The organism is uncultured Paraglaciecola sp., from assembly GCF_913058035.1.
Taxonomy (GTDB): Bacteria; Pseudomonadota; Gammaproteobacteria; order Enterobacterales; family Alteromonadaceae; genus Paraglaciecola.
The window spans coordinates 18674-42818 of the sequence record NZ_CAJXPA010000004.1; the positions used below are offsets into that span (position 1 = coordinate 18674).

At 40.0% G+C, this 24145-nt stretch carries 16 protein-coding genes; 11 read left to right on the forward strand and 5 right to left on the reverse strand.

From position 1 onward, the window contains the following. Positions 1–88: 88 nt before the first annotated feature. Positions 89–4555, forward strand: coding sequence for a glutamate synthase large subunit (gltB, locus tag QZ562_RS01205; protein ID WP_293755854.1), 4467 nt, complete (start codon positions 89–91; stop codon positions 4553–4555). Positions 4556–4564: 9 nt separating this feature from the next. Next, the gene (locus QZ562_RS01210; RefSeq protein WP_293755857.1) at positions 4565–5980 is read left to right on the forward strand and encodes an FAD-dependent oxidoreductase; all 1416 of its coding nucleotides are present in this window, start codon (positions 4565–4567) and stop codon (positions 5978–5980) included. Positions 5981–6178: 198 nt separating this feature from the next. Here QZ562_RS01210 and QZ562_RS01215 read toward each other — a convergent pair whose 3' ends face one another. After that, on the reverse strand, positions 6179–7306 hold the full coding sequence (locus tag QZ562_RS01215; protein WP_293755860.1) for an endonuclease/exonuclease/phosphatase family protein: 1128 nt from the start codon (positions 7304–7306) through the stop codon (positions 6179–6181). Positions 7307–7426: 120 nt separating this feature from the next. Further along, positions 7427–10636: a TonB-dependent receptor gene (locus QZ562_RS01220; protein WP_293755863.1), complete on the reverse strand. Its 3210-nt coding sequence runs from the start codon at positions 10634–10636 to the stop codon at positions 7427–7429. 358 nt (positions 10637–10994) lie between these two features. Here QZ562_RS01220 and udk point away from each other — a divergent pair, with 358 nt between their 5' ends. From udk to QZ562_RS01235, 3 genes are read left to right on the forward strand one after another with little or no spacing between them, the layout of a single operon-like run. Further along, positions 10995–11618: a uridine kinase gene (gene udk / locus QZ562_RS01225; RefSeq protein ID WP_293755866.1), complete on the forward strand. Its 624-nt coding sequence runs from the start codon at positions 10995–10997 to the stop codon at positions 11616–11618. 48 nt (positions 11619–11666) lie between these two features. After that, the gene (locus tag QZ562_RS01230) at positions 11667–12875 is read left to right on the forward strand and encodes a NupC/NupG family nucleoside CNT transporter (protein WP_293755869.1); all 1209 of its coding nucleotides are present in this window, start codon (positions 11667–11669) and stop codon (positions 12873–12875) included. 29 nt (positions 12876–12904) lie between these two features. Then, complete coding sequence (locus QZ562_RS01235; protein WP_293755970.1) at positions 12905–13744, forward strand: 2OG-Fe(II) oxygenase family protein; 840 nt, start codon at positions 12905–12907, stop codon at positions 13742–13744. Between the two features lie 141 nt (positions 13745–13885). On the opposite strand, the gene QZ562_RS01240 is transcribed toward QZ562_RS01235, so the two are convergent. Continuing rightward, the gene (locus tag QZ562_RS01240; RefSeq protein ID WP_293755872.1) at positions 13886–15055 is read right to left on the reverse strand and encodes a tetratricopeptide repeat protein; all 1170 of its coding nucleotides are present in this window, start codon (positions 15053–15055) and stop codon (positions 13886–13888) included. Positions 15056–16203: 1148 nt separating this feature from the next. Between QZ562_RS01240 and QZ562_RS01245 the strand changes: the two genes are divergently transcribed. From QZ562_RS01245 to QZ562_RS01260, 4 genes are all read left to right on the forward strand, one after another. After that, positions 16204–16899 carry a 5'-methylthioadenosine/adenosylhomocysteine nucleosidase gene (locus tag QZ562_RS01245; protein ID WP_293755875.1) on the forward strand — a complete coding sequence of 232 codons (696 nt, stop codon included), beginning with the start codon at positions 16204–16206 and terminating at the stop codon, positions 16897–16899. Between the two features lie 38 nt (positions 16900–16937). Continuing rightward, positions 16938–17861, forward strand: a complete 924-nt coding sequence (locus QZ562_RS01250; RefSeq protein ID WP_293755879.1) for a cobalamin biosynthesis protein — start codon at positions 16938–16940, stop codon at positions 17859–17861. Positions 17862–17946: 85 nt separating this feature from the next. Then, the gene (locus QZ562_RS01255; RefSeq protein WP_293755882.1) at positions 17947–18321 is read left to right on the forward strand and encodes a rhodanese-like domain-containing protein; all 375 of its coding nucleotides are present in this window, start codon (positions 17947–17949) and stop codon (positions 18319–18321) included. Positions 18322–18369: 48 nt separating this feature from the next. After that, positions 18370–18792: a DUF2721 domain-containing protein gene (locus tag QZ562_RS01260; RefSeq protein ID WP_293755885.1), complete on the forward strand. Its 423-nt coding sequence runs from the start codon at positions 18370–18372 to the stop codon at positions 18790–18792. Positions 18793–18862: 70 nt separating this feature from the next. Here QZ562_RS01260 and tyrS read toward each other — a convergent pair whose 3' ends face one another. Then, on the reverse strand, positions 18863–20062 hold the full coding sequence (gene tyrS, locus QZ562_RS01265) for a tyrosine--tRNA ligase (RefSeq protein ID WP_293755888.1): 1200 nt from the start codon (positions 20060–20062) through the stop codon (positions 18863–18865). Positions 20063–20269: 207 nt separating this feature from the next. Here tyrS and QZ562_RS01270 point away from each other — a divergent pair, with 207 nt between their 5' ends. Together QZ562_RS01270 and QZ562_RS01275 are read left to right on the forward strand one after the other, a co-directional pair. Beyond that, on the forward strand, positions 20270–21565 hold the full coding sequence (locus QZ562_RS01270) for a peptidoglycan DD-metalloendopeptidase family protein (protein ID WP_293755973.1): 1296 nt from the start codon (positions 20270–20272) through the stop codon (positions 21563–21565). Between the two features lie 8 nt (positions 21566–21573). After that, a complete protein-coding gene (locus tag QZ562_RS01275) occupies positions 21574–22707 on the forward strand; it encodes an anhydro-N-acetylmuramic acid kinase (protein WP_293755891.1) in 1134 nt (377 codons plus the stop codon). A gap of 315 nt (positions 22708–23022) precedes the next feature. On the opposite strand, the gene QZ562_RS01280 is transcribed toward QZ562_RS01275, so the two are convergent. Beyond that, positions 23023–24138, reverse strand: a complete 1116-nt coding sequence (locus tag QZ562_RS01280; RefSeq protein ID WP_293755894.1) for a succinylglutamate desuccinylase/aspartoacylase family protein — start codon at positions 24136–24138, stop codon at positions 23023–23025. Positions 24139–24145: the final 7 nt, after the last annotated feature.

The window sequence follows — 24145 nt, forward strand, 5'->3', positions numbered from 1 at the left end:
CATCCAACGTTCATACACGTGTTAGATGTATGATTAGCAACAACGAAATACAACCTCTGCCCAGTCGATGGTTGAAGGAGTCTTTAAAATGAGTTTATATCATCCTAACGATTCAAAGGATAATTGTGGTTTTGGCTTAATTGCTCACACCAAAGGTGAACCAAGTCACAAATTGGTTAGTACCGCAATTGAAGGTCTCGACCGTATGCAACATCGTGGCGGTATCGCTGCAGATGGCAAAACCGGTGATGGTTGTGGTTTACTTCTACAAAAACCGGACGCATTTTTTCGTGGAATAGCCGAACAGCAAAATTGGAAGTTAGGCAAAAAATATGGTGTAGGTGTGGTTTTTCTTAACCAGAACCAAGCGTTAGCCGAATTAGCTAAGCAAGTCATTACTGAAGAGCTAGAAAAAGAGACCCTAGGCGTTGTTGGCTGGAGAGTCGTGCCAACAGATGAATCTGTCTTAGGTGACCTTGCGTCTTCTTGTGTGCCGCAAATCGAACAGGTGTTTGTCAATGGTCCATCAGGATGGCGCTCTCAAGACTTAGAACGTCGGTTATTTATGGCCCGCAGGCGAGCGGAAAAGCGCCTATCAAATGACGAAGATTTTTATATCGCAAGCTTATCCAGTTTAGTCACAATATATAAAGGCCTTGTCATGGCCGGTGACTTACCCAAATTCTATTTAGATTTAGCTGATGAAAATATGCAGTCGGCTATCTGCGTGTTTCACCAACGTTTCTCTACTAACACACTACCACGCTGGTCGCTAGCTCAACCATTTAGATATTTGGCGCACAATGGTGAAATAAATACTATTCGTGGTAATCGCGATTGGGCACAAGCACGAACGGGTAAGTTTAAGACACCTTTATTGCCCGATCTGGCTGATGCTGCACCCTTTGTAAATGAAGTGGGCTCCGACTCTTCCTCATTAGATAATATGTTAGAGCTGTTTTTAGCTGGCGGCATGGATTTATTCCGTGCTATGCGTCTTTTAGTGCCACCTGCTTATCAAAACAACAAAACCATGGATGAAGATTTAAAGGCTTTTTACGAGTTCAACTCCATGCACATGGAACCTTGGGATGGCCCAGCAGGAATAGTATTGACTAATGGTCGCCATGCAGCGTGTAATCTTGACCGTAACGGACTTCGTCCCGCACGTTATGTCATAACTAAAGACGGATTGATTACTTTAGCTTCAGAAGTGGGTATTTGGGACTATAAACAAGAAGATGTCATTGAAAAAGGGCGTGTTGGACCAGGCGAAATGTTAGCCATAGATACTGAGACGGGGAAATTGTGGCGCTCAAATGAAATAGATGATGATTTAAAAAGTCGACATCCATACAAAGAGTGGTTGGATAAAAGTATTCGGCGTTTAACACCCATTGAAGAATGTGATGCGCCTGAAATCGGCAAACGCATGTTTGATGATAATATGATGAATACTTATTTAAAACAGTTTAATTACAGTTATGAAGAACTTGAACAAGTTGTCAAGGTTTTAGCCAAAGATGGTCAAGAAGCAACAGGTTCGATGGGTGATGATACGCCTATGGCGGTTCTTTCTGGAAGAAGCCGCACTATTTACGATTATTTCAGGCAACAATTTGCTCAGGTAACGAATCCGCCTATTGATTCTTTACGTGAAAATCACGTGATGTCTCTGGCTACTTGTATTGGCCGCGAAAAGTCTGTGTTCACAGAAACATCAGGGTATGCTGATCGCGTTCTGTTTGACTCACCTATCATGGTGTATACCGATCTTAAACAGTTACGTAACTACGATCCTGAACATTATTATTCTGAAGTAGTCGATCTTAATTTTCCACCAGAAGAAGGGCTTAAGGCAGCAATTAATCGTATATGTAATGAGGTAGAACACTTAGTCTCACACAAACGTGCTGCGTTTGTTATTTTATCAGACCGAGCCATTAAAACGTCACGCATACCTATACCAGCAGCCATGGCTGTGGGTGCAGTGCAGAAGCGGCTGGTAGACAAAGGCTTACGTTGCGATGCAAATATAGTAGTAGAGACAGCATCGGTCAGAGACTCGCATCACTATGCAGTATTGATTGGTCTGGGTGCTACAGCAATATATCCATTCTTGGCATACGAAATTATTGAACAAATGTGTGAGTCTGGACATTTAGATATGACCCCAATGCAAGCGACTGTTAATTATCGTAAAGCGATAAACAAGGGCCTGTACAAAATCATGTCAAAAATGGGAATTTCAACTGTTGCCAGTTACCGTAGCTCAAAATTATTTGAAGCTATGGGTATCAACAGATCGGTAATGGACATCTGTTTTAAAGGCGTGCCAAGCCGTATTCAAGGTGCTAATTTTGAAGATTTCCAACAAGATCAAGTTAATTTAAATCGTGTCGCTTGGTTAAAACGTAAAAACGTCGACCACGGTGGATTATTAAAATATGTACACGGCGGTGAATATCACTCTTACAACCCTGACGTAGTCACAACCTTACAAAAGTCAGTATTAAGTGGTGATTACCAAGATTACCAAAAATTTAGCACCTTAGTAAATGAAAGACCCACTGCTTGTTTACGTGACTTATTGGCTTTATCGCCTGATTCAGAAGCGATATCGATCGATGAAGTTGAACCTGCAGAAAACTTATACCCACGCTTTGACACGGCAGCTATGTCAATTGGTTCTTTAAGTCCTGAAGCTCATGAGTCTTTAGCTATCGCTATGAATCGTTTAGGTGGTAATTCTAACTCTGGTGAAGGTGGCGAAGATCCTAAGCGTTTTGGTAATGAACGTAACTCAAACATCAAACAAATCGCATCAGGTCGTTTTGGGGTAACACCACACTATTTGGTCAATGCTAAAATCTTGCAGATAAAAGTGGCTCAGGGTGCTAAACCTGGTGAGGGCGGCCAATTACCGGGTGATAAGGTCAACAAATATATTGCTGAACTGCGGCATTCGGTGCCTGGAGTCACGTTAATATCTCCACCACCGCATCATGACATTTACTCTATTGAAGATTTAGCCCAGCTAATTTTCGACTTGAAACAAGTGAACCCTGATGCGCTAATTTCAGTAAAATTAGTGTCAGAACCAGGAGTAGGTACCATCGCTTGTGGTGTTGCCAAAGCATATGCTGACTTAATTACTATTTCGGGTAACGACGGCGGCACAGGTGCCAGTCCATTATCTTCAATTAGGTACGCAGGAAGTCCTTGGGAACTAGGTCTTGCAGAAACTCAGCAAGCCTTAGTAAGTAATGGTTTACGCCACAAGGTGCGGGTGCAAACTGATGGTGGTTTGAAAACCGGTTTAGATGTTGTTAAAGGCGCTATTTTAGGCGCTGAGAGCTTCGGTTTTGGTACTGGGCCGATGGTTGCTTTAGGTTGTAAATATTTACGTATTTGTCACTTGAATAACTGCGCGACAGGTATCGCCACACAAGATAAGAACCTGCGTGATAATTATTTTTCGGGCTTACCTAATATGATAATGAACTACTTTAAGTTTGTTGCTCAAGAAGTGCGTGAAATTATGGCTTCAATGGGTGTACGTAAATTGGATGACCTCATTGGACGCACTGATTTGTTAAAAATATTAAACGGCGTAACGGCAAAACAGAACAAGCTAGACCTTAGTCCTATTTTAGCTAAGCCGTTAGCAGGCGACCACACTAAACTCTTTTGTAGTGAAGGTGCTAATGCGCCAATGGATAAAGGCGACTTGAATCAGTTGCTGTTATCAGACTTAACCACCGCGGTGATAAACAAAACTGGTGGAGTGTTCAATTATCCTATTCGTAATACCGACAGGTCTGTTGGCGCTATTATCTCTGGTTTAATTGCCAAACATCACGGTAATAAAGGCATGAGTGAAGACCCCATTAAATTGAACTTTACCGGTACCGCTGGGCAAAGTTTTGGTGTCTGGAATGCTGGCGGTTTAGAAATGACCTTAATAGGTGACGCCAACGATTACGTCGGTAAAGGCATGGCTGACGGTAAACTCGTTATTTATCCACCTAAAGGCGTTAGTTTTAAATCAAATGAAAGTGTGATAGCAGGTAACACCTGTTTATATGGCGCAACTGGTGGTAAATTATTTGCTGCAGGCCTAGCTGGCGAGCGCTTTGCAGTGCGTAACTCTGGTGCCATAGCCGTTGTCGAAGGCATAGGCGATAACGGTTGTGAATACATGACTGGTGGTATTGTGGCAGTGCTTGGGCGAACGGGTGTAAACTTCGGCGCAGGTATGACAGGCGGCTTTGCATACATTTTGGATGAACAAAATGATATCGAGCAACGCGTAAACGATGAATTAGTAGAGCTTATGTCTATCGAGGACAAAGTGATTTTGATGGAGCACTTAAGAGGTCTAATCAATCAACATTATGAAGCAACAGGTAGTGAGCATGCTCACAAAATATTAAGCAACTTTGCCACATATTTACCTAAATTCAGACTGGTTAAGCCAAAAACCAGTGACGTTAAAAATTTACTTGGTCACATAAGTCGGTCTACTGCCGAACTTCGTGTTCAAGTACAGTAAGGAGGTATCATGTCTAAAAATGTATACCAATTTGTTGATGTAGAGCGTATTGATCCACCTAAAAAACCCTCTATCCTCAGACGTGAAGAATTTGCTGAAATATATCAGCCAATGAGTGCGACCCAAGTAGCGGGTCAAGCTGATCGTTGCCTTGATTGTGGTAACCCTTATTGTGAATGGAAATGCCCAGTGCATAACTACATTCCACAATGGTTAGATCTAGCGAATGAAGGACGTATTTTTGAAGCGGCTGAATTATCGAGTAGAACCAATACATTGCCAGAGGTATGTGGACGTGTATGCCCGCAGGACCGATTGTGTGAAGGTGCTTGTACTCTAAATGATGATTTTGGTGCTGTTGCAATTGGTAGCATTGAAAAATACATTACCGACACTGCCTTTAAACAAGGTTGGCGTCCCGATATGTCTAATGTTGTTAAAACCAACAAAAAAGTCGCGATTATTGGCGCAGGCCCAGCTGGTTTAGGTTGTGCAGATATCTTAGTGCGTAACGGTGTAAAACCTGTTATTTTTGATAAGTATGAAAAAATTGGTGGTTTATTAACGTTTGGAATTCCGTCTTTTAAGCTAGAAAAAGAAGTCATCGCACTGCGCCATGAAATATTTTCTGAAATGGGAATGGAATTTGTTTTAAATACCGAAATAGGCAAAGACCTACCTTTCGAAGATTTATTAAAAGGTTACGACGCCGTTTTCCTTGGCATGGGTACTTACAAACCGATGCAAGGTGGGTTTGATAACGAAAAAGCGCCGGGTGTTTATGAAGCTCTGCCTTATCTTATCGCTAACGTTAATCGCCAACTAGGTCTAGAAAAGCTACCCACTGACTTTATTGATATGAAAAACAAAAAAGTATTGGTTCTAGGCGGTGGTGATACCACTATGGACTGTGTCAGAACTGCCCTTCGCCAGGGTGCGCCCGATGTCACCTGTGCTTATCGTCGTGATGAGGAGAGCATGCCAGGCTCACGCCGTGAAGTCGTTAACGCACGTGAAGAAGGTGTAAACTTCAAGTTTAACCTTATGCCACTCGGTATTGTCATTGATGAAAATGGTAAAGCGATGGGTGTGAAGATGGTTAAGACTGAAATGGGTCAACCTGATGCAGAAGGTCGTCGTCGCCCTGTTAAGATAGAAGGCTCTGAACACGTGCTTGAAGCTGACGCAGTGATTATTGCTTTTGGCTTCCAACCAAGTCCGGCAAGCTGGTTTGGTGACTATGGCATTATATTAGATGAGATAGGCCGAGTACGTGCCCCTAAACATGGCAAGTTCGCATTCCAAACATCGAACCCTAAAATATTCTCTGGAGGAGATATGGTGCGAGGCTCTGATTTAGTCGTGACTGCCATTGACGAAGGTCGCAGTGCTGCTGAAGGTATATTGGATTATCTAGGTGTCTAAGCGGTTAGATACATAAGGCAAATAGAAAAAAGGGGCTTGTGCCCCTTTTTTGATCTTAGGCTAAAAAAGTAAAAGTATTTTAAACCACAGATGACAAAGACTGCTTCGCTTCAAAGAGAAAAGATTTATGATTTAAAAAACTAATCATATTTTTGTTTTCCCTTTGTGCTCTAACCTGACTCTGTGGTGTATAATTTTTTATTTAGTAACGGCAATATCTATCCACACTAATCGATGATCCGATGAACTTTGTCGGTCTTTAATTAAACGAAACAAAAAATCATCTGGCTTAGGCCAAAATACGCCACTCCCCGTCACGTTAAGTGAAGTTGAAGGTAAAACATAATCAGCTCGCATTGCCCATTCAGCAGTATGTTGTGCCGAATATGGGTTATCAGGCGTATGAACGCTGCCACCTTCACTTTGTGGCACAATTAAGTCATTGACTAGCGAATGCTCAAGTAGCCCTTTTATACCTCCCTTAATGCCGTCACCTTCATCTGGCGAGGCATTTAAATCCCCAGCGATAACAAAGTGTTCACCTTTAAAACCACCTCGTTTTTGATTGTCATCGTAAATATAAGCCGATTGTTCACTGCCAGATAGGTAATCAGTCCAAAAACGTATCTCATCGTGATTACGTTTACCATTACGATTTTCTGGACCATCAAATACGGGAGGTGTGGGGTGACTGGCGAGTAAATGAATGGTTTGATTACCAATTTTGATTGGAATGTCCCAATGAGACTTAGAAGACAAACGTAGTATCTGCTGAGCTTGTTGGCTGTAATATGGCTTGCCGTTTTCGTCCTTGATAGTTGCCATTAAATTATCTGGCATATCTTTCCACAGGAAATGTTGAAACGTACGGATTTGGTCGAATTGAATCGGATATTTGCTCAGTACCAACATGCCATAGTGGCCTGGGAATAAGCCGAAGCCAAAGGCATCGCCTTTAGTGCCAGAAGCAATACCGTCTTTATCTAGATCCAATCCAGAATCAACACCTGTATTGACCGGCGCACTATAGAAATAGGGATAATCAATAGGTTTATTATTAGCCTGAGAGAGTGTTAGGTAGTGCTTTATAAATTTTTGTACATCTGTTGCTGATTGTTTTGAATAATCAAATTCATTTAACAAAACAATATCAGGTCTTGTTCTCTGAATAATGTCAGCAATATTTTTAATTTGTTTATGTTCACCGCCGCGTAAGTTGCTTTGCAACTCATCACCTGCTGGCGTCTGCTCCTGTTCAACATAATTTGTAGCTTCCATACTGGCATTAAACGTGGCAATTCGAATACTTTGGCTATTTGACGACATGCTGAACACCGTTAACATAAAGATAATAAATTTATGCATCGTTAACCTTTTGGGAATTGCAAAAAAAAGCCGATCATAAAGATCGGCTTTTAAAGTGACTAATTATTTATTAAATAATCATTAAAATTCGTATTTCAAACCAAGTTGAACCTGCCAAACAGACTGCTGACGTACTCGTAAGTTCTCAATACTTCTGATACTGTTCAATCCAAAATACTCGTATTGTCCGTCGACGATCTTAGCCGAAACAACATCGCGCTCGTATTCATATTCAGTAACCTCAACACGACCCCAGTCAGAGTTCAGAAGGTTACCAAAGTTCTCAATATCAAAGAACAAATTAAAGGTGTGCTCTTTATTAAAGGCTGGGAGCTCTTGCTGGATACGAATATCCACAATAGTTGACCAAGCAGAGTTATCATTGTTACGTGGAGCGATGCCACCCGCATACTGTGCTAGCTCTGAACTATTAATGTAATCAAAGAACGCTTGTTGCGCAGCAGCATCACCCTCGAATGAAGTCGAAGCAAAAATCGGATCATTCGGTCCACTTGGAACGTAAAGTAAGTGACCGGCGTCATCATTACGGCTTTCACGTGCACATTTACCGCCACCTATATCAAGCACACAGGCATTGTTTTCACTGAAAGTATAGCTGTAAGGTTGACCAGTACGACGCGTCATGAACATTGATACCTTGGTTTCGTAACCAGCGATGAACTCTTTTTTCCAATTAGCGCGGATCTTAAACAGGTGCTCAGTTTGGAAACTTGACGTACCCTCACGTGGGGACTGGCGATCATATGCAGCAAAATCAGAGTAGTTAGATGTCGCTGTTGACGATGTGCCGTAACCGATATCTTCAACATCTGAATAAGTATAGCTAGAGAACATGTCGAACGAACCGTAATCAGTATCCCAATCGTTAGTTGCTGATAGCGCATATAACTTACTATCACCACCGCCGTTAAATGAGCCAACAATGAGGGCTTCAGGTCCATCGCTACAGTCATAGACACCACGTCCATCTGGTGATGTCGCTACTGGATTTTCACAACGTTGGTCATACCAATAAGTTGCATTATCTAGCTTGTTGTAGAGGAAATCTGCAGATAATAACCAACCTTCACCCACAACCGGAAGGTCGGCATAGTAAGCTGCGCCAAGACTGATTTTCATTGTGGTTGGAATTTCGAACGATGGATTCAGTGCATTAACCCCACCATCTGGCGCTTCGTTTGCTAGTGATGCAAGCACATCTTGCGGAATGTACTGACCCGTTGCCGCGTCAGGAGAAGTGGGTACTAAAATAGTTCCAAAAGCGTTAGAGCCGTCAGAAATCACACCATCGTTAGAATAGCTATTTGAAAGCCAAACTCCGGGTGAGCCACCAGAAAAACGACCAATTCCACCACGGACAGTCAGGTCATCTGTAGCAAACCATTTGAAAGAAATTCGTGGAAGAAACACATCCAAACCATCTATATCTGTTGTGTTGGAATAACCATAACGGTCGTTAAAGTTTTGATTGTCGCGGATTGAACCTTCAGACTCGTACCAATCATAACGGATACCCGCATCAATGCTCAGGTCTGAATTGACATCCCACGAATCCTGTATATAAAGAGAGTTTGAATTATAACCCCAAATAGCACGTAGATCGTTTTCATTGTTAGAGACAGCATTATCATACAATAGTCCAGAAGCAGTGGCGTTAGCCAGATCAGCAATACTGTCAAAAAGGTAAGAGCCTTCCGAATTTTGAGCAAACAAGTTATCTATATCAACTTCTTCTCTCTCGAAACCGCCTTTGATTATATGGTCGCCGACTGCGTATGTAGCCAAAAATTTGTACTGTAAGAACTCTTGGTCGAGTGAATTACCATGACGGAAACGGTCTGGACCGATCGAAAGATAGTTTTCATCACCATCAAGTTCACGCAAAAATACCGCAAAATTAGGGAATTCAGCACCATTCAAAGAGTCCTGACCTGTAGCTTGTGTAGTACTTGCAATCTTAATTTGGGTCGAAAAGTTTTCTGTCCAGTCAGAAAATACGTGACCGATAAAACTCTCTACTTTTTCTGAGCGATCATACCAAGTAGAAGATGCACCGAGAACATTGTCTGACGCTAAAAAATTATTACCGTTTTGCTCATTAATGGCGTTTCCTTCCGTCCTGAGGTACGTGAATTTTGCACGGTGGTCTTTACTAATGTTCCAGTCTATGTTGGCAAGGATTTTTTCATCTTCGGCAGGGCCTATGTTAAAACCACCAATGTCGAAGCCCCAAAGGTCCGAAACAATCTGACCAACTTGAGCCACATCATCAAGTGTAATACCTGGTTCTTCGTTAAGAGCACCTGAACCTACTGGACCATCGTCAAGAGGAGCAACTTCCTCAAACTTGTCGTAAGCAATGAAGAAGAAAAGCTTATCTTTTATTAATGGACCACCAAGTGTTCCAACAAAAGTATCTTCTTCAAAAGTAAGATTGAAGTCGTCGTCACCGTTTTTATCGCCACTCAAAGAGTCGCTTGTATTATAGTAGCCAATTGACCCTTTGAATTCGTTGGTACCAGATTTAGTAACGGCATTAATAGTACCGCCAGTGAAGCCGTTATATTCAACATCAAAAGGCGCGGTCTGAACTGAAAGAGATTCGATAGCATCAAAAGAGATCGGGGAACCCTGCGTTGGGTAACCATTTGCATTTAGACCAAAACGGTCGTTTAAAGCAACACCGTCTACCGTTAACGAGTTAAAGCGACTGTTTGCACCCGCGATAGTTAATGACTTATCTCCATCACTCGAAACGTTTACTGAAGCAAACGGATTAAGCTGAGCTGCGTCTGTGATATCGCGATCAATCGAAGTCACTTCACCTAGTGCTTCGAGCCCAAGGTTAGTGCTTAGCCCGTCATTCGAGAAACCAGCCACTGCACTTGCACTGCCCGTTATTTGGATCACTTCCGTATTGCTTGTCGCCTGAACGGTAACAGGAAGAGCGAACGCTTGGTCGAGCGATAGATAAAGGTCATCATATTGCACAGGAGCGAACTCGCCGCCACTGATCTTAACTGAGTAAGGACCACCAACACGCAGGCCGCGTGCAGAAAATACACCATTTGCATTTGTTGTCGCAGTTGACACAGTCCCGGATGGTGTATGTGTAATAGTTACAATCGCTCCAGAAAAAATAGTTCCTGTTTCAGTTGCAACATTACCGCGGATAGAGGAAGTAGTTGATTGCGCCATTACCGCAGACGATAGTCCTACCGACATAGCGACTGCAATCGCTATGCGATTGAGTTTTTTTGTTTTAAACATTATGTGTTTCCTAAGTTTTATATGTTCTGAAAGTATGATCAGAACTATTGTATGTACAGAATGCCAAAAGGCAATGCCGATGGCTTGGTTGATCGATTCAATTCGACTTCTCTTTCCGTTAGCTGCAAGTTTAACAGAATAATTATGACACTTTTATTGCAGGCATAGTAGTTATGCCGTAATTTCATCAAACTGTCTTACTTATGAAGCCAAAACATACAACTTATCGGCATGTTTTAACAAAAAGGCAACAAACCTGACCAATGAGTCAGGTATAAAAATCTACATTGTGAACTGACTTTTAGCAAGTTCGCTGGTATCTTTCCTACCAATTAATTTCTTGATAAAACGGTTTGGTATGTCTACCCCTTTAGTTATTGCCATTTCAGGCGCATCTGGTTCTGGTAAGTCTTTGTTTACTGAGAATTTATTAAAAGAGTTCTCTGAAGAAGGCAAACCCGTTCAGATTCTACGAGAAGATCATTATTATCGTTCTCAAGACCATCTACCAATGGTTGAACGAGAAAAAAATAATTATGACCACCCAAAAGCATTTGAACATGAGTTATTAGTCGAACATTTGAAAGCGTTGAAAAGCTGGAAGTCTATTGAGTACCCTCAGTATTGTTATAAAACACATACTCGCCTTGAAAAGACAGAAACATTAATTTCAGCACCCGTAATTATTATTGAGGGCATTATGTTGTTGGCTAATGATGCTCTACAACCCTTATTTGATATAAAAATATTTGTTGATACACCCCTAGATATTTGTTTACTTCGTCGTATGAAAAGAGATATTGCTGAAAGAGGTCGTACCTTAGAGTCTGTAGCCAAACAATATGAGTCAACTGTTAAACCTATGTATCACCAGTTCATTTCTCCTAGCCGCTTTACTGCTGATGTAATTGTCACGCAAGGCGGTAAAAACCGGATTGCACTTGATGTAATAAAATCTCACATTCAGCAAAGCCTGCTGTAAATCAGCAGAATCTTATAGATAACTAATAAAAATAAAAAAGGAAATCATATGGTTAGTCTAATAGGCGTAGCTCTAATGCTAGTTATCGCATTTACGTTTTCGTCTCACAAAAAGTCGATTAACTGGCGTACTGTAGGTGGTGCGTTTGCTATTCAGGCATTAGTAGGTGCATTGGTATTGTATTTCCCCCCAGGAATACAATTTTTGTTAGCGTTAACCGGTTATGTCGAAAATATTATTAGCTATAGCCAGGATGGTATTACCTTCATTTTTGGTCCGTTAGGTAACAAATCGATGGGTTTTATCTTCGCTTTTAATGTGTTGCCGGTGATTGTATTTTTCTCTTCGCTGATTACAGTTCTGTATCACCTGAAAATAATGAATGTGATTATTCGTGTAATAGGCGGTTTCTTGCAGTTTTTCTTAAAAACTAGTCGACCAGAATCAATGTCTGCTGCTGCAAATATTTTTGTTGGCCAGACTGAAGCGCCATTGGTTATTAAACCCTATATTCCTAATCTTACTCGTTCTGAACTTTTTGCTGTCATGGTGGGTGGTTTAGCCTCTATTGCAGGCTCAGTTATGGCTGGGTATGCAAGCATGGGAGTTGAAATAGAATACTTACTGGCAGCGAGTTTTATGGCGGCACCAGGTGGTTTATTGATGGCTAAAATTATTATCCCTGAAACAGAAGAAGCAAAAAATGAATTAACTGAGCAGGAACAGCTAGACAATCAGTACGCCAATATTTTTGATGCCGCGGCAACTGGTGCAGCTAATGGTTTGCACTTGGCATTAAATGTTGGCGCAATGTTATTAGCATTTATTGGTTTAATCGCTCTACTGAATGGAATCATTGGCTGGGGTGGCGGCTTGTTCGGAGCAGAAAATTTAAGTTTTGAAGTAATATTAGGCTACGTATTTCAGCCGATTGCTTGGACCTTAGGAGTGCCATGGAGTGAAGCCAATGTTGCTGGTAGTTTTCTCGGTCAAAAAATAGTGGTTAACGAGTTTGTCGCATATTTAGACTTCTTAAAATATCAAAGTGAATTATCACCGCAAACACAAGCAATCGTCATATTTGCCCTTTGTGGATTTGCAAACTTTTCGTCTATTGCCATATTAATGGGTGGAATAGGTGCTATGGCACCCACTAGGCGTAAAGAAATTGCTCAATTGGGTTTAAAAACAGTATTAGCGGCTACATTAGCCAATTTAATGAGTGCAGCTTTAGCAGGGTTCTACCTCAGCCTTTAAACAGAAAGATAAGTAGGGAGAAAATGATGATGGAATTAGTAGCAGTAGATTACAAGGCACCTAATGCAGATAAACTTTTTGTAGAATCTTTACACAAAACTGGATTTGGTGTATTGAAAAATCACCCCATTAGTCAAGATAGGGTCAGTAGTATTTATGACCGCTGGCAAGCTTTTTTTAATAGCGAAGAAAAAAATCAATTCATCTTCAATAAAGATACACATGATGGATTTTTTTCCACCGAAATATCAGAGACAGCGAAAGGCTTTAAAAAGAAGGATATTAAAGAATATTTTCACTTTTATCCTTGGGGGCGCTGCCCAGAGACGTTAAAACAAGAAATAGCAGATTATTACCGAGATACCAATTCATTGGCTTCAGAGCTGCTCGCATGGGTTGAGAAGTATTCACCCGCACAAGTGTCAGCAAAATACACTCAATCTCTATCAAGCATGGTGACTGATAGTAAACAGACAATGCTCCGTATTTTGCATTATCCGCCTCTAGATGGTTCTGAAGAGCCGGATGCAATTCGTGCAGCGGCCCATGAAGATATTAACTTGCTCACATTATTACCATCGTCCAATGAACCAGGTTTACAGGTAAAAGGTACCGGTGATTCATGGATAGATGTGCCCTGTGATTTTGGTAACTTAATCGTTAATATTGGCGATATGCTTCAAGAAGCATCAGGCGGGTATTTTCCATCAACTACCCACAGGGTTGTTAATCCGCAGGGAAGCGATCTCAAAAAAGCGCGGGTTTCCTTGCCTCTGTTTTTGCATCCTAATCCAGAAGTTGTGTTGTCTGAAAGATATACAGCTAAGAGTTACCTGAAAGAGCGACTTGAAGAGTTAGGTGTCGCCTGATCTGAAATCTTTAGACGTGTGGCCGCCTGTAATAATATTCAGGCGGTTTGAAAAGTGAAAATATTAAGACTCTGGTTATTATTACCGACACTTGCCTTTGTTTTTTGTAAACATTTGTGGACGATAATATCAAAAAAACACCTACAAATTGCTAAGAAATTCTAGTTTGCTTTGGTATTTGTCTGCATCGTGTTTATTGCTGGCTTTATTTTTTGCCTGTTTAAAATAACGTTCACTTTGCTGCAACTCGCCGATTTCATAATAAGCGCGAGCAAGCCCAAAGTAGACCTCATGTTTTCCTTTGTCTAATGCTAGAGCCCTACGAAAATGAGTAAGGGCTTGGTCCCAACGTTTTTGTTCCATTTCTTGCTCACCCAAATTGACATGATAATAAGGATTATTATTTCGTTGAGCGTACACTTTTGCCAAAATCTTTTCAGCTTCTTCAATACGCCCAGTAAACGTATACAAATAAGCTAAATTTTCAAGTGCAGTCAAACTATCAGGATTTATAACAAGTGCGTGTTGATAAGCTTTTTCAGCTTGTGGAAAATACTCACTTAGTCTGAAAAGAATACCAAGATTGACCCATGCAGAATCAAAGTTAGGTTTTACGATCAAGGCTTCTCGAAAATAAGCATAAGCCGTCACAAAGTCTTTTTTTAAAAAAGCATCAGCTCCCTTGTTGTTGTAAAACATAGATAAAACGGCTTGTTTAGTGACCACTTTTTTGGGGAACCCATATCTTAAAGGTTGAGGATCAAAATCAACCTGGTAACTGCGGTTATTAATTACAAAAACATCAACTTGTCTTGGAGCCAAAATTTTAATATTAATATGTCCGTTTAGCAGACTAAAACCTGCACGTCTGGTCCAATATTCAGGGATCATTATCTCTTGAAAGTAGGCGTTGAACCCTGCTTCGCTCGCTAACGCATAGGTCATGATAGACAGTGATAAGCAGTTCGCAGCCTGAAAATGAAAGGTATCATTTGCATTGGTATTTGCATCGCCTTGATAAAGTAAATTTAATTTAGAGCGGTCAAATATAGCTTTAACTAATGCTTCCATTTGAGCATTTTTATTATTCATTGGCTCAAGAGTAGAGGCTACGAATGCCTTGGCGGTATCATCTAAATAAAAAATTTGTTTTTCTGACTGGATGCTGACTTCTGAAAAACCTGTAAAACCTTGGTCGTATAACAAATGCTCAGAAGGAGGGATTTTGATTATTGAAGACTGGCATGCCATTAAAAATGAACCAGCAATAATCGAAATGAAAACATTCTGAATAAATGAAAGCGGTTGCATGATGAATACTCCCAGCAGAATCTAAGTACTATAAACATAGCTGTCATTAGGCATAACTGCTAATTGGTTCATCATAAAATGGTGTTAAATCAAATTTTCCATTTTAGTTATTGACCTCTTTTGAACAAGCTTCAAGTAGTGATCTCTTTGTTAAAAGTTGTCTAATTCGAAATGGGTTTTATCTAACCCAAAGAACGCCTCGGAATGACTTTTTATTTAACTTTGAAGCGCACTGGAATTCTTCTTGGTCTATTAGCCGCCATCATTTTTTAAACATTATCTCGTCCAAATCGATATATAAAAAATGATTGTTTAGACGTCTACAAATAACCTACCTTTGACAACGTTGGCTTTTCCGTGATGTTCGTACATCGATACAAACGTTTTTACGCAGTGGGTTTTAAAAGCGCAGCAGCGCCACTACCATGACAAAATGGCAACCACATAATTGAGTTTGTGTCGTGTTCTGAATAAGTCCTGACGAGTGGATTATGCATCAAAATAGGCCTCAAAATTTTGAGACGAGTATCGTATGTTTTCCCGAATGTAGCGAAACAGAGTCTTTTAATTAATATACCCAATTAAGCACCTTGCCTTTTTCTTATTAACTAGTACTCAAGAATCTATATATTGAAATTATCCAGTAAACCCAAGTTGCTTTGGTAATGCGTGGATAGTAATTAACATTGGCGAACAGTTTGTCATTTTATTCTAAAATTTTGATTGGCAACGGTATTTGCTGGCGCAAAATACATTGAAATTTAATTTTAAAAAGAAAAATATGCCAAACCAGTCTTTAAATTTATTCTCTCGGTTTAAAAACTCTTAATAACACTTTTTTAGTAAGAGTTTTAGTTTCATCCTGATTTAAAGATATTTTTACTTTCTACAAAACCTTTTCAAATTTTCAAATGTTTGAACATAACAAAATATTGTTAGTTCACTCGACACAATACGAAGGGCCTGACAACTAATAGATATGATAATTACAAGTAAGATAGTCGCGCTTCTCATGCATTACCTGTCACTTAAAGAATACGTTGTGTTTATAATAAGCTTTTCAAACTTTTGAGTTGTTTTATAAACTAAGCAGACGTAATAGACTTAGGTAACAATCTCATCAACTAATTTCAAATAAAGAAGACAATATGAAAATAGCTATTTTAGGTGCGATGGATCAAGAAATAACTCTTATTCGTGCATCTTTAGAAAATTGCCAAGAACGACATTTTAATCACCTTACGGTATACATTGGCAAACTGGGTGAAGCAGAAGTGGCTTTGGTCAAATGCGGAATAGGTAAAGTGGCAGCATCCGTATCGACTAGTGTTGTAGTTCATCATTTCGCTCCAGATTTTGTCATAAACACTGGCTCAGCTGGCGGTTTTTCGAGTCATCTCAACATTGGCGACATCGTAATAGCGACGGAGTTACGCCATCACGATGCAGACTTAACTCACTTTGGCTACGAACTTGGTCAAACTGCAGGTATGCCGGCATATTTTGAATCCGACAAAAATTTACTTAAGCACGCCTCTCAAGCTGCTGCTAATTTACAAAACGTACAGGTACAACAAGGGCTTATTTGTACAGGAGATTCCTTTGTCGGAAGCGATGAAGCTGCAGCGGTTATTAAGAAAAACTTCCCTTCTGCTTGCGCAGTAGAGATGGAAGGTGTGGCTATTGCTCAGAGCTGCTATTTATTAGGTACCCCCTTTTTGGTGATCCGCTCTTTGTCTGACATTGCTGGCAAAACTTCGACAGTTTCTTTTGAAGCTTACCTCGATCAAGCAGCTAAAAATTCAGCCAACCTTGTCATGCAAACTATTGCAAGATTAGCCTAGTGCATGGTCTTATCAATACCCTGCTGAGCGAGCATTTTTTGCCATTTTGGGTATTGTTATTGGTTGTATTGATTGAACATTACTTACCTTGGCCTGACAAGTTCCACCCCATCACTTTTATAAAAATATTGGCAAAAGGAATGCAGGCTAAAGTACTTTTTGCAGAACGAAATTCTAAAAGGCAACAAAAAATGTCAGGCGCATTAGCTTGTATCGTTTTGCTTCTACCTTTTTGTAGTATATTAATAGTTATTAAATACTTCTCTGAATACCCTATTTTTTTTGAAGCCTTAATGTTGCTTGTTGCTTTGAGATTCAAAGACATTACTAAACAAACACGCAGAGTCACTGCTGCATTATCCAAACAAAAAAAAATGTTAGCGAGACATGCACTATCACAAATAGTGTTAAGGGAAACACAGAAGATGTCCTCCTTAGGTATGGTCAAGGCCAATATTGAGTCAATATTGTTACGATATAGCTACCAGTATTGTGCGGTGATTTTCTGGTACTTTATATCGGGAGGTATGGGTGCCCTAACCTATCGCTTAATCTACGAATTATCTTTATGTTGGAATAATAAGTTACCTAAGTTTAGACATTTTGGACGGCCTGTAAGGCACGTTGTTAATATATTACAGTGGTTACCAAGCAAGTTAGCCTGTTTGAGTATTGTGTTAGTTGTCAACATTAACCAAGGCACAAAAGCGTTATTTCAGCGTATTAGTTATCAATGTAATCATTTGTTTATCTTAAATTTGTGTGGGGCAAGTTTTGGTATCGAGCTCGGCGGACCAGCTTATTATGAGCAGCGAAAAGTTCTCTCCAGTAAATGTGGTGGAAACAGGCCAGTCATCCTATCAGATAATATCAGAGCTATAGCGGCAACAAATCGTGCAACATGGGTATGGTTAACGCTGTATTTTATGGGCTGTACGCTTTCATTTTTAGTGACTAGGTAATTGACTTGGCAATTGCTAATCCCCTTTACACTGTGCAACGTACTATTTATTATCAACATTTACTTAACTAGACAGAGAATATCTTATGTTTAACCGCGTCACCTTTTGGGTATTGGGCTTACTAAGTTTTACAGCTTATTCTGCCAATGTCAGTAATATCGGCCAACAAGAACTACTTGTGGCAGACTCAAACAACGTAGCGATAATAGATGTACGCACACCTGAAGAATTCCAACAAGGGCATGTACCGAATGCGATAAATGTACCTTTGAGTAAGATTATTGGTGATCCTACTGTTTTGACTTTCTCGAAGGAAAAAATAATAGTGCTTTATTGTCGTTCTGGTTACCGAGCAGGTAAAGCCGCCGAAGCGTTAGAGGAGGATGGCTACCAAAATCTACGACATCTAGAAGGTGATATGCAAGGCTGGTTAAAAGCGGGGCTATCTATTGAAAAATAACGAAACAGAGTTATTGTTTAAATTATTAGGTGGAAGGTAAAATTTGTTATGAATATTACTTTAACCACTCCAGCCATGTTATTTCCGGCAATATCTTTACTTTTGCTTGCCTATACCAACCGCTTTTTAGCCCTTGCTAGCATTATAAGAAATTTTGATTTAAGTGATAATAACGAAAATGACCAGGAACAAATTCAAAATCTACGCTCACGTATTCAGTTAATCAAAAATATGCAAGGTGCTGGTATGGGCAGTTTTTTCTTATGTGTATTATCTATGCTAGCAATTTATGCTGAATATCAAACAATAGGAAGTTCAATATTCGCCTCTAGTCTTGTGCTACTGCTTTACTCATTATGGCTATCGGTGAGAGAAATACACATTTCTGTCGAAGCACTGGATATGTATTTAAGTAACTTGAATTTACCAACCAAGAAACGTTCTTTGGGTAAAACCAACACTGAACGATAAATGCAAAATAACATGAATCGGAATATATTTAGGTAGGCCTACTCTCAATGAAACGGGTCTACCTGATTTTTTATTTGAAATTTATACGGGCAAATTTTCGTTTGCCAACTTGCAAAACGGCCTGAAGAGGTCGGTCAAACTGATGTTTAATGTTATCAACTTTTTCACCATCAATCTTCACTGCGCCTTGCTTAATCATGCGCATTGCATCAGAGGTTGAATTGACTAATCTTGTGTCTTTCAATACATTCGCGATCATTAGGCCTTCGATTGGTAGTGAAAATTCAAACTCTGACATTTCATCAGGGATGGCATTTTTCTGAAAGCGTTGAATAAAATCTTGGTGTGCCGAATCTGCATCTTCTTTACTGTGAAAACGCGCGATCAACTCTTTTGCTAACTCAATTTTTGTATCTCGCGGGTTAGCCCCTGCTTCAACATTTTGTTTAATGACTTCGATTTCATTTTTAGGAGTAAAGCTCAATAAGTCGTAATAGCGCCACATTAAATCATCTGATATAGACATTATTTTACCAAACATATCATTGGGTACATCAGTAATTGCGATATAATTACCCAAGGATTTAGACATCTTTTGCACACCATCTAACCCTTCAAGCAAAGGCATCATCAATACTGTTTGTTGCCTTTGACCTTCAGACTTTTGTAATTCTCTACCCATCAAAAGATTAAACCGTTGATCCGTTCCACCTAATTCAACATCCGCTTGTAACGCAACGGAGTCCCAACCTTGCACAAGAGGATAGAGAAATTCATGGATCGCTATAGGTTGTCCAGTGGTATAACGTTTTTTAAAGTCATCTCTTTCTAACATACGCGCAACTGTCTGATTAGAAGCAAGTTTTATCATACCTGCAGCACCCAATTTATCCATCCACTGGGAGTTAAATCGAATAGTCGTTTTTACTGGGTCGAGGATTTTGAATACTTGCTCCTTGTAAGTTTCAGCGTTGGTCAATACGTCTTCTTTTGTTAATGGCTTTCGAGTAATGTTTTTGCCCGTAGGATCGCCGATCATGCCAGTGAAATCACCAATCAGAAAAATGACCTCATGACCTAACTGCTGGAAAGTGCGCAGTTTGTTAATTAAAACAGTATGACCTAAATGTAGATCTGGTGCGGTAGGATCGAAACCAGCTTTGATTTTTAATGGTTTACCTTCTTTTAGTTTGGCAATCAGTTCATCTTCTAATAATATTTCTTCTGCTCCGCGCTGAATTTCAGCCATCGCACTTTGCCAATCCGTCATTTTTATAGCCTTGTTAAAAATATGCTTTTTATTCTACTATCTTTATTTTACTTGCCAAGCCCCAGCAATGAAAGGGCTATGACATTTTTTACGTTAACTAAAAATGATTACACACACAGAAAATCTGTTCAAAAAACCAGCAGTAGCTGGAAAATCATCTGTAATCCATATATTCTCTGCATACGTTTTCTATCTTGTGTTGTATTTGTGATTAAAAAGTCTTTCAAAAACCTACCTAAACCACATAGATGGCTTATATCTGGGGTTGCTGGTTTTTTATTTATTTTGTTTCTTTTCCCATCTGAACCTGTCAGTGCGTTCAAAAACTTGGGTTCTACTTTAGAGATAGGGAAACGTTATGATCTAGAAATTAACTTTGATACGTTTCCTGTTCAAAAGGATTCCGGTCTTAAAGAAATAAATGAAGTTAACTCAGTTGTTGTCAAGAAGGGCGATAATTTAGCCATGATATTCAAACGCAATGGTTTGTCACCTCAGCAAACATATCGTGTCAGCAAAGCAGGTGAACTAGCCAAAAAACTGCTTAAAATAATGCCTGGTGAGGTATTAGAATTACAAATAGACCCACAGGGTCAAATAATCACACTACAATATCCGTTCTCAAGCACGGATACATTAATTATCAGTAAAGATGAGCATAATACGTTCACCAGCAAAATTGAAACTCTCGAAGTTGATACTCGCTTAAATTACACCCAAGGCGAAGTGACCAACAGTTTTTGGAATGCGGGCCTGAAGGCAAATTTAACCGATAACCAAATCATGCAAGTAGCGGGTATTTTTGGTTGGGATATTGATTTTGCCTTAGGTCTTAGGGCTGGTGATAGCTTTTATGTGATGTTTGAAGAACATTATATCAATGGTGAATTTATTGAAAATGCAGACATAGTCGCTGCGCAGTTTGTCAACCAAGGTGAAGCGTATACGGCCATACGTTATAATGATGGAAACTTTTATACACCTGAAGGTCGCAGTATGCGCAAAAGCTTCTTGCGTGCGCCGGTTAACTTTAGATACATAAGCTCTAGCTTCAAGAAAAATCGCTTCCACCCCGTCCAAAAACGCTGGAAAGCACACAGAGGAGTAGACTACGCAGCTGACAGGGGCACACCAGTCATTGCTGCAGGTGATGGTAGGGTGATTAAATCAGCCTATGACAAATACAATGGTCACCATGTATTTATTCAACACGGTGAAAAGTATGTGACTAAATACCTTCATTTTACTAAACGCAAAGTAAAAAGAGGTCAGACAGTTAAACAAGGACAACTGATAGGCACGGTAGGATCGACAGGTTTAGCATCAGGACCACATTTGCATTATGAATTTTTAGTCGATGGAGTGCATCGCAACCCACGCACGGTCAACTTGCCAAAAGCTGAGTCTATCGCCAAAAAAGAGAAGACTAAGTTTATTGATATCGCCACAGTTAGATTACAGCAGTTAAATAATAACAAGCGTATTATGTTGGCAATGAATTAGGGGCTTTTATGCCACAACTATATTTAGGATTGATGTCTGGGACCAGTATCGATGGAGTCGATGTGGCATTGGTTGACTTTTCTGGCTCTCATCCGAGGTTACTAGATTGTCGAACCTTCCCTTTTCCATCTAATTTGTGTGATGAATTACATCGACTATGCGCACCTAGCGAAAATGAAATAGAACTGATGGGCCATGCAGATAGAGCTATAGCTAAGATATTTGCTGAGGCGTCGCTACAGTTACTTAAGGACAACTATATTCGTCCTGACCAAATCACAGCTATTGGATCGCATGGGCAAACTATTCGGCATATACCTCTTGGGGAGTTAAGCTTTAGCTTACAAATTGGCGACCCTAATACTTTAGCAATATTAACAGGTATTGATGTCATCGCTGACTTTAGGCGAAAAGACATCGCCTTAGGTGGCCAAGGTGCACCCTTAGTACCGGCTTTTCACAAAGCAGTATTTGCTGACCCAACAAAATCAATAGCTGTAGTGAACATTGGTGGAATAGCAAATATTACTTACCTACCCAAATGTGACTCTGATGATATTATTGGATTTGATACTGGTCCTGGTAATACCTTGTTAGATGCCTGGTGTAGGCGACATACAGGTCAAAGTTATGATGAAAAAGGACAATGGGCTGCGCAACGTTCAGCAGATCCAGAATTGTTACAACTATTGTCCAAACATCCCTATTTTTTATTGCCCGCACCTAAAAGTACCGGACGTGAGCAATTTAACTTACCATGGTTGGATAAAAATCTAAGTTGTATAGCTCGTCAAATCGATCCACAGGTTGTGCAGGCAACATTAGTAATGTTGACCACCGACACGATTGCTAAGCAAGTTCTACAATTTAAAGACGTTGAACAAGTGTATATCTGCGGTGGTGGTGTTCAAAATGAGTTTTTAGTGGAAGAGCTAGAATCTTCACTACATGAATGTGAGCTATACACTACAGACGAATTAGGCGTAGAAGCTGATGCAGTTGAAGCCATGGCATTTGCTTGGCTTGCCTATGCTTACGTTAACAATATTCAAGGCAGCGTGCCCAGTGTGACAGGCGCAGCAAAAGGAGCTGTGTTAGGCACTTTTTGTCCAGGTAGAGAAAAAAAATTGCAAAACGAATAAGCGATTAAGGACGTATCGTTACATGTAAACTTTCAAGCCTATGGTGGCAAGGTTGAATTGATGGTTTATACCTGTCTACTCACAATCGCAAGATTCCAAAATACCAAGCTTCATTACCTGATTTATAAGCTTTTATCATCTCAGCAGCGAAAACGATATTTTTCCACACGCTGACTGTAGTGTTACAGAACATTTTTGAGGCTTTATATTTAATGTCACCACCGTAAGAAAAGAAGTTAACCATGTTGAAACGTGGTCTGATTTATGACTAGGTAACGAAACAATGTTACCTATTCATGATTTCATCAACGTCACTCACAATTCAAAATACTCAGTAAAACACTTGTACAATTGGGTGCCACTTAGAACAGAAGCTGAGGGGAAATGCAAAATTGCGACCAAATCACAAGGCGCTAATATGTCTGTTGTTGCTCTATCTGAGTCTAAATTATCAACATTAAGCACTCTAGCTAATACTTCATCTTTTTTGACAATATCACCTGGTTTGGCGATGTATTCCACTATGCCACCTTGCTGAGTAAAAAGTGTCTTGTAGTGATTTAGTGTGACGGCCTTACGTGTCATATTTTCCGGCAGAGTTGAACTGCCAGGTAAACATCCCTTTGCAGTTAGGTAAGTCAGAATACTTTTAGCATCATATTCACCCTCTTGAAAATTAATGACTTCTTGGCTACCCATCTCTAACGTAAAAGCCTCAACTGCAAAATCAACTGGTTGTTGACGTTGATTACTGACTAAATCTGTCAGCAACCACCATGGACAAAATGTAGCTTCATCCAAGGCTCCTGAAAACACATTAGGCATAAATATCACATGGGGAATATTGAATAAACTAGCTGAAGCCTTAGCATATTCGGGAACGTAAATATGTCGTGTGGAAACGGGGCCATTATGCAAGTCCAAAACATAATCTGCATCAAAGGCTAGTTGCTGCAGTTTCAAATTAAGATGCTGGGCCAGACCAATACCCCATGTTTCGTCTAGTCTAGATTGTAATTGTTGTTTCATTTTTTTTCGAAAACGAAATTTGATAGACTGAACAGCTTCCTCATCATCAATACTATGTGCAAATTCACGAATAAAAGCGTCATCATAATAATAACCACGATTCCAGTTTGTGCCATTAACTGGGTCAAAACGCCCTAAGGTATATTCACCTGCCTTGATGTTGGTGCCAACCGGGTTACAGTTTGGCACCAACAACACCTCTCCACATATTGGTAAATTTTTTAGCCATTGAATAAGTTGATAAATAACTACATTGCCTTGCACCTCAGCACCGTGGATTGAACTCTGGATATACACTTTTGGTCCAGGCTGTTTGCCAACAAATCGATACAAAGGCACATTCATGTTTCGTCCAGATGCGTTTTGAGCGACCACTATGTGTTCTTTGAGCAGCTTATTCATACAAGTT